This is a genomic window from Pradoshia sp. Z3_51 (assembly GCF_058215915.1).
The window spans coordinates 47,100-59,523 of record NZ_JBZAJC010000014.1; the positions used below are offsets into that span (position 1 = coordinate 47,100).

At 36.1% G+C, this 12,424-nt stretch carries 11 protein-coding genes and 1 riboswitch; of the genes, 5 read left to right on the plus strand and 6 right to left on the minus strand.

Going from position 1 to position 12,424, the window contains the following annotated elements:
• Positions 1–70 precede the first annotated feature (70 nt).
• Complete coding sequence (locus AC4BHA_RS17275; protein ID WP_490553481.1) at positions 71–889, minus strand: basic amino acid ABC transporter substrate-binding protein; 819 nt, start codon at positions 887–889, stop codon at positions 71–73.
• Between the two features lie 247 nt (positions 890–1,136).
• Between AC4BHA_RS17275 and AC4BHA_RS17280 the strand changes: the two genes are divergently transcribed.
• Together AC4BHA_RS17280 and AC4BHA_RS17285 are read left to right on the plus strand one after the other, a co-directional pair.
• Positions 1,137–1,991 (plus strand): STAS domain-containing protein, encoded by an 855-nt coding sequence (locus AC4BHA_RS17280; RefSeq protein ID WP_490553482.1) that lies wholly within the window; start codon positions 1,137–1,139, stop codon positions 1,989–1,991.
• A gap of 199 nt (positions 1,992–2,190) precedes the next feature.
• Positions 2,191–3,255, plus strand: coding sequence for an AI-2E family transporter (locus AC4BHA_RS17285; RefSeq protein ID WP_066108011.1), 1,065 nt, complete (start codon positions 2,191–2,193; stop codon positions 3,253–3,255).
• A 67-nt stretch (positions 3,256–3,322) separates the two neighbouring features.
• Here the strand turns inward: AC4BHA_RS17285 and AC4BHA_RS17290 are convergent, their stop codons facing one another.
• Entirely contained in the window at positions 3,323–6,082 is a 2,760-nt protein-coding gene (locus AC4BHA_RS17290; RefSeq protein ID WP_139892676.1) for a GTP-binding protein, read from the minus strand.
• A gap of 328 nt (positions 6,083–6,410) precedes the next feature.
• Complete coding sequence (nadE, locus tag AC4BHA_RS17295; RefSeq protein ID WP_066108014.1) at positions 6,411–7,229, minus strand: NAD(+) synthase; 819 nt, start codon at positions 7,227–7,229, stop codon at positions 6,411–6,413.
• 374 nt (positions 7,230–7,603) lie between these two features.
• Here nadE and AC4BHA_RS17300 point away from each other — a divergent pair, with 374 nt between their 5' ends.
• The 3 genes from AC4BHA_RS17300 to AC4BHA_RS17310 all read left to right on the plus strand — a co-directional run bounded on the left by AC4BHA_RS17300 (position 7,604) and on the right by AC4BHA_RS17310 (position 9,430).
• Positions 7,604–8,134, plus strand: coding sequence for a DoxX family membrane protein (locus tag AC4BHA_RS17300; RefSeq protein ID WP_148631075.1), 531 nt, complete (start codon positions 7,604–7,606; stop codon positions 8,132–8,134).
• A 167-nt stretch (positions 8,135–8,301) separates the two neighbouring features.
• A riboswitch (PreQ1 riboswitch) is annotated at positions 8,302–8,346 on the plus strand.
• A 7-nt stretch (positions 8,347–8,353) separates the two neighbouring features.
• Positions 8,354–8,839 carry a QueT transporter family protein gene (locus AC4BHA_RS17305; RefSeq protein WP_066108019.1) on the plus strand — a complete coding sequence of 162 codons (486 nt, stop codon included), beginning with the start codon at positions 8,354–8,356 and terminating at the stop codon, positions 8,837–8,839.
• Positions 8,840–8,995: 156 nt separating this feature from the next.
• Entirely contained in the window at positions 8,996–9,430 is a 435-nt protein-coding gene (locus tag AC4BHA_RS17310; protein ID WP_066108023.1) for a ferritin-like domain-containing protein, read from the plus strand.
• Positions 9,431–9,511: 81 nt separating this feature from the next.
• Here the strand turns inward: AC4BHA_RS17310 and AC4BHA_RS17315 are convergent, their stop codons facing one another.
• The 3 genes from AC4BHA_RS17315 to AC4BHA_RS17325 form a co-directional block, all read right to left on the minus strand.
• The gene (locus AC4BHA_RS17315; RefSeq protein WP_490558970.1) at positions 9,512–10,219 is read right to left on the minus strand and encodes a DUF4352 domain-containing protein; all 708 of its coding nucleotides are present in this window, start codon (positions 10,217–10,219) and stop codon (positions 9,512–9,514) included.
• A 181-nt stretch (positions 10,220–10,400) separates the two neighbouring features.
• Entirely contained in the window at positions 10,401–11,201 is an 801-nt protein-coding gene (locus AC4BHA_RS17320; protein WP_066108029.1) for a DUF368 domain-containing protein, read from the minus strand.
• A gap of 225 nt (positions 11,202–11,426) precedes the next feature.
• Positions 11,427–12,407, minus strand: coding sequence for a quinone oxidoreductase family protein (locus AC4BHA_RS17325; RefSeq protein WP_490558971.1), 981 nt, complete (start codon positions 12,405–12,407; stop codon positions 11,427–11,429).
• Positions 12,408–12,424 lie beyond the last annotated feature (17 nt).

The following is a 12,424-nucleotide window of genomic DNA, read 5'->3' on the forward strand; positions in this document are numbered from 1 at the left end:
TCTGTTCCCCCTTAGACAAAGATTGCGTAGCACAGCAACACCTGTGATACGCAGTCCTCTCACACCTTTATTATTTCGATTGCTGAGCTTTTAATGTTTCAAGATCTGGATCGACTCCAAACCATTTTTTATAGATCTCAGTATATGTTCCATTTTCTAAAATTTCGTTTAAAGCTTTATCTACGACAGCCTTATCTTTACTGTCCTTCGGAAACATTAAACCGTAGTATTCATTGTCAAATGCATTCGGGTCCTTTACTACCACAAACTTATCCTTAGGATTATTTTTAGCGTATTCCTCGACAACGCCATTATCAGCTACAACAGCTTTTGCACCGCCTTTTTTCATATCCATAATCGCCAGTACAGTTGTTTCAAACTTCTTGATGTCTTTATTATTTTTGCCTACTACCTTTTCAACCGCAAATTGACCTGTCGTACCAGCCTGAACAGCAATTTTCTTCCCTTTTAAATCCTGTGCAGATTTAATATCGCTGCCTTCTGGGACAAGAATTTTATTGGTTGATAAAAAATATGGAACAGAGAAATCATATGTTTTTTTCCGTTCATCATTTATTGAGATCGCTGACATCCCAAACGCTGCCCTTTTGTTTTTAATCTCGACAAATAATGGATCCCATCCTACATGTTCAATATTCACTTTAAAACCGGCTTCCTTCGCCACAGCATTCACAATATCAACGTCAAAACCAACCAATTTACCTTCCTTCTGGAATTCAAATGGTGAATATGCCGCATCAGTCACGACTCTCAACGTCTTATCTGTACCGCCTTCACCGCCGGCACTCTCTTCCTCTTTCGAACCGCAAGCTGCAATGACAGTAATAATAGCTATCATAATAAACATAAATAATGATTTCTTTTTCAAAATGACGCCCCCTCTTGTTTTCTGTTTTAAATATTCAGAAAAGTCTATGAATAACATTATAAGGTTGCTTACAAGAATACGCAATTTAATTTTGATTTTTTTGTATTTTATGACACTAAAAGTCAAAACTACAAATTCCTTTAAAATAAACCATGTTTTTCTTCCAAAAATAGTAATTAATTAATTGTGTTTTTCTCATAATACACGCAAAATATTGAATATAGAATGGTAAAGAAAAGAGGTCATTATGGAAACTAAATCAAAAGCCTTATATGATTATTTGATTACTCATTCAGATGAAATAATTGAAGATTGGTATTCACTAATGCCGAAGAGTACTGAAGCAGATTATTCTCTTAACGGATCTATCCATACAATTAATGCATTAAAGAAGCAGTTTAAAGAATATTTGTTTTTAATAGCAAACAGCTTGTTTCAATCAGAAGAAGAGAGAGATTATATAATAAAAGAACGCACATTATCTATTGCAGAGGTACGCCTTGAATCCGGTACACCTCTAAGTAATTCTATTAATGCTGCCGGGCTTTTAAGAAGAGTTATATGGAAATACACAAAAAACTTTATCGACATGACCAGCTTGGATATTACCTTTAGAGATATTTTTTTCTGGGAGGAAAAGTTTAATTCTACAATAGATCAACTTACACATAGCTATACAGAAAACTATACAAACATATTGATAAAGCGAATCCACTCACAATCCAACCTAATCAATGAGTTAAGTTCTCCTGTGATTAAATTGACTGAAAATATCGGATTATTGCCGATAGTGGGTGATATTGATTCCACCAGGGCCAGAGCTATAAATGAAAGTACACTTCAGCAAAGTGCAGACAATCAAATCTCCACATTAATTATTGATTTATCCGGGGTTTTTATCGTTGATACTTTGGTAGCACACCGCCTTTTTCAAATGATAGAAGCACTCAAATTAATCGGTGTAGAGGTAATCATGACAGGAATTCGTGCCGAGGTGGCACAAACAAGCATACAGCTTGGAATTGATTTTTCATGTATCCAAACAGAAAGCAGCGTAAATCAGGCATTTACTAAATTAGGTATTATAATTAAAGAACAATAATTTGTCATCATCGATGATGAAAGGTTCACCAAATTAATATATTAGAATATTAAACAGCGATTATCACTTTATTATTATGATAATCGCTGTTTGTTTTCTCAGGTTATGCGGTGCCATTTATTTACCTGACATTGGAGTATAACTAAACCAATTAAGGGTATAGATGTGAAGACATTAATTTAACATTTGGGGGTGCTCTATGTGGTTTAATAAACCTTTTTATAAATATGCAACCGGCACTATTTTAATACTAATCATTATCTATTTATTAGGGAAGATTGATTACTTTATATGGCCTTTTCAAAAACTGATTATAACCATCTTTTTTCCGATTTTAATAGCTGGGCTTTTATATTATATATTGAGGCCGGTCGTTCATTTTTTGAGTAAGTATATGCCGATTACTATCAGTATACTTCTCATTTATGCAGTAATCGGCGGAATGGGTTATGCTACTGTCCATTTCTTGGGGCCCGTCATTGTTTCTCAGAGCGAAGAACTCATCGATAAAATACCGGACAGAATAGAAACAATCACATCCCAGTCAAAGGAAATTATAAATGAGAATGCCGCCTCAACCTATTTTTCCGTAGACAAGCTCACTCAATACGGGAAAGAATATGCGGATAGTTTTCCTAAAGTATTATCCGATCATGCTGTAACCATATTTTCGACAGTTACGAGCATAGTCACTGTACTTTTAATTGTTCCCTTTATTGTTTTTTATTTTCTTAAGGATGGGCATAAACTCAGACCCTTTTTATTAAAGCATATCCCTGCTAATGTAGAGGACGAGGGCAACAGAATTTTAATGGATGTTGATAAAACCTTATCCACTTATATCGTCGGTCAATTTATCGTTGCAATAGTCGATGGCATCCTTATGTATATTGGATATCTAATTATTGGGCTTGAGAACGCATTAATTTTAGCTATTTTTGCAACTTTACTGACCGTTGTACCTTTCCTTGGACCGTTCCTTGGAACCATCCCTGCGATTATATCAGGTCTATTAATCAGCCCATTTACAGCCTTTAAAGTTCTGATATTATTAGTCATTGTCCAGCAGCTTGAGGGTCATCTCGTTACACCTCAGGTAATGGGAAAACGTTTGGATATCCACCCGCTGACGGTCATATTATTGCTGCTTGTAGCGGGTTCCTTATACGGATTTATAGGAATTCTCATAGCTATACCTACTTATTCAGTAGTAAAGGTTATTGTTAAAAATTTCATTAAATTCTATAAACTGCGAACATCTTAAAGCTCCTAAACTTCACATAAAAAAGGTGATTCAGGATGGCTTAACCACCATCCTGAATCACCTTTTTTTACCTTGAAATAGTTTGAACTTCTTTTTGACCAATTAAAATCCATTCGTATTGTCGTAATCGCAATTCGTATAGCTTTAATGGGTCACGATACAATTCTGGCTGAGAACGCATCTTCTCAAGTACGCCATTATGTTCAGCAATTTTCTCATTCGTATCTGACATTGCACCATTCATTACTTCTGTCGGATCTGCAAAGAACATTGAAACATCTCGAGTAATCGATTTTTCAAACATATCAAATTGCAGCAGGAATTTATCTGCAATCAATTGAGCAACCTCTGTATAATCCTGTGTTTCAATCAACGTTGTATATTTATTGTACATAACACTTTTATTCGCAATCGATCCGAATAACATGCCTGCACTCTTCAATAATAATTGTTGCGGTGTGTGGCGAAGCAGTATATTAATGGTCTCCATTTGTACACCGCTCGTCATTCGGTTTGCATCCCTGCGCCAGTCATCCAGCACTCTGAAATCACATTCCATTTTCATTCGTTCTTCCTGATAAATGGCATTGAAGCCTTCAGCCATTTCTTTTAAATAAGCCTGACTCTCTTTTAACTCTACTTCCGCTTCGGTAATCCAATCCTTTAAGGAATAAAAATACTTAGGCAAAATCGTATTCTCCAGGTATTCCTGAATCCGTACATTCATTTTCTCATTTAAGTCTATATGAATCTTGCGGAAATCACTGTCCTCTGTAATTAAATCTTTGCTGGCTCGGAGAATTTTAGGTACCGCCGCCTCCACATCAAGGCGAATGGCTTCCTTCCTTTGTTTAAACGTCTTACGCAACAATACTGCTTTTTCTTTCTCCAAATCCTCCATCTGATTCTTCGCACCATTTAGTTTTGCTAAAAGGTCCTCATTCCAATGAATGGATTCAATCAAGCTTTCTTCCCTTTCCAATCGTTGGTCCAGCAAGCTTGATATAGTCTCACGTACAAAGTGAAGCAGCTTAGCAGTACGAGCGCTTTCCTTATATTTGCTTGTTAGATTCATTTTAATAAATTCAGCAAAATCTGAAAGCTGCCTATTGCTTCTATAATGAGCAGAATGAGCAAAAATTGTAGCATTTGGCAGGTAAGGACTGATTCTGGACCAAGCTTCATCCACTATACGAATAGCCTCCTGATCATTGTGAACAAGATCCATTTTATTTAATAAGAAATGAATTGGCAGATCTGGCACTTGTTCATGAAGGGCCATAACAATTTCGCGTTCTTTGTTTGTAAATGGATCATTTACATCTAATACAAGTAAAAGACCATCTGCCATATTCAAATAACGGCGTACTTCCTGGATTTTATTATTTGCAATACTGAATCCGGGAGTATCGATGATTGCTATTTGATTTTCGGCCAAGAATTGACTCGGAAGATGGTATTCAATGATACTTGGCTTGTTATCAACAAAGTTTCTGTTTGAAACCTTATCTTCAAGTTCCTCTAAATTTAGTGGATTAATCGAAGAGTCTGTCACTTCCATTATGCTTTCTTCTTCGGCATTTTTAAACATGATAGCCGATGAAGTTGGTTTATCAAATAACTCTTCTCCTAAAATAGAATGAATTAAGGCAGATTTACCGCTACCGCTAGTTCCGGCAATCATAATATGCTGTACATTTACATCTAATAATTCATCAATAATCCATTTTTGTCTTTCGCTGACAGATAAATTATTTTGATTTGCCCATTGATCAATTTCCTCAAATAATCGAACGCTATCCTCCAAGCCATTCCGGTTATTTTCAGCCTGCATTAATACTCTCTCTGCATGATCAATATCTATTTGACCTATCATACCAGGAAAATTATCGTTCCATGCCAATATAGCAGAAGAAGCTAAAAGAGCATGCTTCCTATCTGTTATGCGAATCCAGTTACGTAATAAACTTGGTAATAAGCCCTTTAATGTTTTTAATAATTTATGTCCATTAATTAATTCGAAGTAACCCTCTTTAAATAAGAAAGATAAATCTGACCATGGTTCGGGATGAACAAGTTCCAGATCCTGCAGTAAATCATTAAATCCCTGAACCCATTGCAAATATGCCGGTTCGCCCTTATAGCTGTTCCAAAGAGATACTGCAAGTTGTTCAAATTGACCGCTATCTATGGAATAGAGCTTATGTAATACTTGGTAAAAATAGCCAGGTTCCATATTTTTCGTTACACCCTGATCAATATAGGACTGCAGAACATCATACCAAAGCAATGACTCCGTACGGATGGATTCATTTACTGCAAGTTCAACTGCACTATTCCAATCACGTTGCTCTTCAAAGAATGAACGTGCTATTTCTGTTACTTGAGAGTCATCTGGATTCAACTTAACTACCTTTTTAATCGTTTTATCAGCCAGTTCAGTTTTATCCAATTTCGTATATAGAGCAAATAATTGCAATCCAACTTCGGTATTCAATATAATCGAGTCTGATTCGATAGATTTATATAGCTCTTCAGCGTTTTTATACATAGCCATTGCAAAGTAAGCATCCGCCATATTCTTTATAGCCCAAGGCGCCAGGTCATTGCTAACCTTTTCCCATTTAAAAATGGATGTCTCATAGTCTTTATAATGGAAATAAAGCTCTCCCTGAGCAAATCTAAGCGTTGATAGCTCAGGCAATTCCTTTTGTTGTTCTGCCAAAAATTCTTCACTTATTATAAGCAACGGATTCGCCGCATTATCGTTTGTTAATAAGGTTTTATATAAGGACTTTTCAATCAAGTTATTTTCATTATTCATCATACGACCCCTCCCTGGTTCTCTCACACAAATTTGTTCAATAGAATAGTTTATAACTTATATAGTGTAATAAAATTTGATTGCAAAACGGTTTCGGTAAAGTTTCATCTTCAATACAATATGATAGCAAAATGGAACATTTGTCATATTTGAAATAAATATATTAATAGATTATATCCTATACCCTCAGAAAATTAACTAAAACAATTCGTGTTTTTTATTTTTCTCCAATTAATTATACCAGTATATCGTTATCTTAATCACGATTCATTTCACCTTACAATAGAATAAGCCCATGATTATGAAAATCACAGGCTTACTTTTTGGTTAGTTATTTCCACCAATTATCGTGAATGGATGCAGGCATTTGACGTTTGTGTTCTGTTTTTAAATATTGTTTTTCAATTTTTAATGCAGCTTCAGCATCGACTTTACGGCCTTCCAAATAGTCGTCAATCGTATCATATTTTAAGCCAAGCTCTGTTTCATCAGCTTGCTGCGGTTTATTATCCAGCAAATCGGCAGTCGGCTCTTTCATATAAAGTCTTTCCTCAGCTCCCAATTCTTTAAGCAATTCTCTGCCCTGGCGCTTAGAGAGACCCGATAAAGGAAGAACATCAGCTCCGCCGTCTCCATATTTTGTATAAAAACCTGTCACTGCCTCAGCAGCATGGTCTGTACCTATTACCAGAAGTCCATTTTGTCCACCAATGGCATATTGCGCAATCATACGAAGCCTTGCTTTCACATTCCCTTTATTAAAATCGGTTAATGCTTCATTAGTTGCTTCTTTGTATTGATCTGTAATGACATCGACAGTAGACTTGACATTAAAAGTAATACTTTCATCTGGTTTAATAAATTGCAGAGCACGCTGAGCATCATCTTCATCTTGCTGTACTCCATATGGAAGTCTGACAGCAATAAATTTAGCCGCAACCCCTTCCTCACGCAGTTCTTCCACAGCCATCTGAGCCAGACGTCCTGCCAATGTAGAATCCTGACCGCCACTGATTCCTAGAACAAATCCTTTTGCTCCGCTCTTCTTTAAGTAACTTTTTAGGAACCCAACTCTGTCTTTGATTTCTTCTTTAGGGTTTATTTCCGGTTTAACATGTAATGCTTCAATAATAACTGATTGTAAGCTCATTCCCATTCCTCCTTCAAACACCTATACTATTATTTTCCTTAAATGTTCTCTTTCTAACCTTTTATCATTAAATATATTTTACTCTTATATATAAATTTTTAAATAGCTCATTTAATTAAGAGTGTTATTTTTCATTCTAATACAACACTAATTGGTTCATTATGTAAAAGTTTGTGAAGGAACGAACAATATCACGTTTGTAAAGTTGTTTTTAGTATTAACTTAAAAGGTTCACATATTTTTGTACAAAAAAAGAAACACAGGGATAATGCACCACATTATCAAGCATATGGTATATAAATAAGGTATAGAAAGTTACTGGAACTAAAAACCGCGGATTAGAGCCAGTTAAATCCATATGGGAGTGATTTAAAATGATGAATTGGTTACGAACTAATAAATATGCCTCCGGACTATTATTGATTATAAGACTGTATCTTGGTTATGAATGGATGATTCATGGATTTGAGAAAATTAAAGGCGGAGCATTTGATGCATCTGGATTCCTTGGAAATATTGTTGCTAATCCTGTAACTGGGCCAGACGGAGGGGCACTGTATCCGATTTATGGTTCATTCATTGAAAAATTTGCGATTCCTAACGTAGGGTTAATCAACATCTTAATTCCATGGGGAGAATTTCTAGTTGGGCTTGGGTTACTGCTTGGTGTCTTAACAACTACAGCTGCCTTCTTTGGATTATTAATGAATTTTATGTTTTTATTTGGCGGAACAGTATCTACTAACCCGCTCTACATCATACTGGGAATGGTTATTCTTGTAGCAGGTGCAAATGCCGGCCGATTCGGTGGAGACTATTACGTTCTTCCCTGGATTCGTAAAACTATCTTCAAAAAGGATGACATAAAACCAATCAATACAAAAAAATTAACTCCAAGTCATTAAACTAACGATTAAATAAGAGACGACGCCGAGATTTCTCTCGGCGTCTTTTATTGATTTATGCCAGTCGATCATAACTATACGATGATGTTTCGAACATGATGCAACTACAATTCTTTGTTGACTAGGCATCTTATTATGCTTATGATTATTTGGTGTCTTCGGAAATACTAAACGTGGTTCGTAACCATCCCACGATAAAAAACTAAGGGAGAGAAAAAAATGAATATTAGAACGCTTGCTGTAAATGGAGTTTTGGCAGCCTTATATATTGCTGTCACTATAATCGTACAGCCAATCGCATTTTCGAACATTCAGTTTCGAGTACCTGAAATGTTCAATCACTTGATTGTATTTAATAAAAAATACATGTATGGGATTGTGATAGGAGTATTTATCTCTAACCTCTTTTTCTCATCAATGGGTGCATATGATTTAATATTTGGTGTTGGCCAATCCATACTAGCATTAACAATCACGATTCTAACCTTCCGATTTGTCCGCAATATTTGGGCAAGGATGGCTATTAATACATTCGTTTTTACTTTTACCATGTTCTTAATTGCTATAGAGTTAAATATTGTTTTGAAACTTCCTTTCTGGTTTGCATGGGCAACAACCGCAGCTGGAGAATTAGCAGTCATGACAATTGGTGCTCCAATTATGTATGCTCTCAATAAACGTATTAATTTCTCAAAATTAATCTGACTTAATAATCCAAGCTTGGTCCTTTATCGGATCAGGCTTTTTATTATGTAAAAATATTCCCTGAACATTTCAAAATCCTGCCACAAAAAAAATGCTTAATATGTAGTAAAGTAGGGTACATTTGAATTATAGAATATAGAAGGAGTGGATTATAGAATGGAAAAAAAATTAAAAGAATTAATAGATGGTTTAAATGAAGATCTAGCAAACGAATATGCTGCATCAATCATGTATTCTAGCTATGCGGCAATGGTTTCTGGTTTATACAGACAAACACTGAAACCTTTCTTTGAAGGTGAAATAGCCGATGAACAGGGACATGCTTTATATCTTGCAGAAAAAATCAGTACATTGGGTGGAACACCAACTGTAACACCAGCAGAAGTTAAACAAACCACTGATGTTAAGGTAATGCTTGAATCTGCCTATCAGGCAGAAAAAGATACAATAGATCGCTACGAAACACGCAAGAAACAAGCTGAGGAATTAGGCTTAACTGAATTAGTTGTCAAACTAGAAGATCTTATCTCCGATGAAACAGGCCATATGGAAGAGATTGGCCGCATTCTTAGTGACTCCAGATTTGATTAATTCTTAACAATCTGCAACATGTTTAACACAGGGATAGAACCGTGATTCTGACAAGCAGAATTACGGTTCTTTTTATAGCTATTACTTCGGTAATGGGATTTCAAATTCTGTCTTTTTACCATTAAATAAATCTTTACCTTCACTGTTTAGGAATGGCCCAAACTCCAATTTTAAATTTCGTGTAATTAAGAACAAATCCTTGTCTATTAAAAAGACATGAAGCTTTTCACTAGATGTTCCGGCAGCAATTTCTCCTTGTTGGCTCGGCTCCAGATTTGTTTCTGGCAGATAGGTTATTTGATTATCGTTCCCTCTTAAAAAAGAACGAATGGATTTAAATATTAATGGTTGTTTGAAATTGTTCACAAGCTTTATTTTCATGGTAAGTATGATACGGTCTCTTTCATTTAAATTTTTGAACTTTGATTTAGTTTTCTCTGATGGGGTTATCTCAGCATACTGTATACCTTCTAACGTAATGATTACGTCCTCAATATTTTTAGTGTCATTCATTTTTAAATTTTCATATAGTATCTTTTTCACACCCATATTGCCAGAATTAAATCGATCTTGATACACCTCAGAGGATACAGATGGCTCTTCTCCTTTTGATGCCACGCCATTTTTTGTTTCTTTATCTTCGGTACCTTCTTTATTATCCGTACTTACATCTTCTGTAGTTTGATTCTTTTTATTATCCTTATTTATCGTCTCTTCTTTTTCGCTTCCACATGCTGATACTCCTAAAATAAGACATGCCAAAAATATAAACCTCAGTCCCTTTTGCACGATTCAACCTCCAATACTTTTTATTGTAAAATTGTAGTTAATCTATACATTTGCTTATGTCTTAATATTCTAAGCATAAACGCCCTTTTCCTATCTATCCCACATAATTGTTTTAACAGTGCAGTCGAAACAAAATAAAAAAGGATTGTCCGAGACAATCCTTATACTTTCTAGTCAATTATTACTTCGTAAAAATTTTCGTTACCAAAAGACCTGCCACAAAAGTTATACAACATAGCAGTATAGTACCTATTCCTGTTGGCAATCCAGGAACGATTACAAATATAGATCCAATAATCAACCCCATTATGACTGCAAACGTCATATGTGGATATGCCCTCAGTAAAAAGCTAATTGCTTTACTGCTCACAATAAAGCCAACCACTGCTCCAGCCCCTACAAGTATAATAATTGTAAAGTTTAAATCTGATAAAGCAGAAATAACAGTTGAATAAACACCGAGCAACAATAATATAAACGAGCCACTAATACCTGGAAGCAGCATAGCCATACTTGCAAGCCAGCCGGAAAAGAATAATCCAAGCCCAGATAAAAGCGTTACATCAGATATAACAACAGATTCATTCGGCTTCAGGAAACCTAGTGCTGCCATCATGATCGCGACCAAAACGACAACCACAAAATGCTTTCCTGTAAAGTGTTTTTTCACCTCTGCCTGTCTTATAATAAATGGCAGTACACCGATGATTAACCCTACAAAAAAGAATTGTGTCGGTTCATGATGATGCTCCAGCAAATAATCAATCAATCGGCTAAACGTCAGTATAGTAAACCCCATACCGATTGCGAGTGGCAATAAAAAGCCCAGATACCTTCTCCAATCACGGCTAAAAAAGCCACTGATTGATAATAATAAGCGATCATAAATACCTAATATAAACGCTATGGTTCCTCCACTTACACCGGGAATTAAATCACTGATTCCCATTAACATACCACGATATATGTTTTTCCATTCCATTATCTTCAGTCCTTATTTTTTTATTTCACTATAATAGTTTACAAAATAAGAACTAGTAAAAACAATGGCACATAATACAAATTTAATGATGCTTCTTTACTTCACTATAATAGATATAAAACATATCAATATAGCAATATCAAATAATGTCACATTTATACTTACTCTTATTATAATAAAAAACAAGCATGCTAGAACTGCATGCTTTGCGAGAATATCATCACCTTAACGACGAACCTGGAGTATTACCTTTCCTGTTGTTTTCCTCGATTGCAGTAGCTCATGTACTTTCGCTGCTTCCTCAATCGGATGGACTTCACCTATTATTAATTTTAAATTTCCCTCTTCTAGGAATGAAAAAAGATCACGCATGCTCGGCAACAGCAATTCTGGTTTTCTCATAATTTGCGGAAGAAAGAATCCAATGACCGACTGGTTTCTCGCCATTAAGGATGAGGGGTGCATCACGGCCTGTTCTCCGCTTGCGACACCATATATCACCAATCTCCCGAACGTAGCTATGCATTTCAGTGTCTCCTTAAAAACATCACCGCCAGCCATTTCGAGCGCCACATTAACTCCACGGCCGTTTGTCGCTTCCAGCACGTCTTTATACCAACCCTCTTTTGTATAGTTGATACATACATCAGCTCCCAGAGAACGTGCAAGCTCCAGCTTTTCTTCCGTGCTGGCAGTTGCAATTACCTTACCGGCGCCCATTAATTTAGCCAATTGGACTGCTAAAGTCCCAACTCCTCCAGCTGCTGCATGAACGAGAACGGTTTCACCCTCTTGCAACTGCCCCATTGTTTTTAAAATATGGTAGGCACTCAAACCTTGAAGTGGGAGGGCGACCGCTTCTTTTAAATCCAGTTCTTCTTTCAGGAGAATTACGGACCGAGCCTCTGCAACTGCATACTCAGCATATCCTCCAGATTCAATCAGCGTGACCACTCTTGCTCCAATGTTTACGTTTGTCACTTCTGAGCCAGTTTCGACTACAACCCCGGCAACTTCTGCTCCTGGCACAAAAGGAAGTTTGGTTGGTACAACATATTGGCCTTCGCGTCTGGCAGTATCTGCATAATTCACACCAACTACATGTATTTCAATTAATACTTCATATGGGCCAGGTTTCGGCCTATCTAATTCGACCATTTTTAATACTTCTGGTCCTCCGTACTCAGTAAATTGAATGGCTTTCATAATACATACTCCCTTTC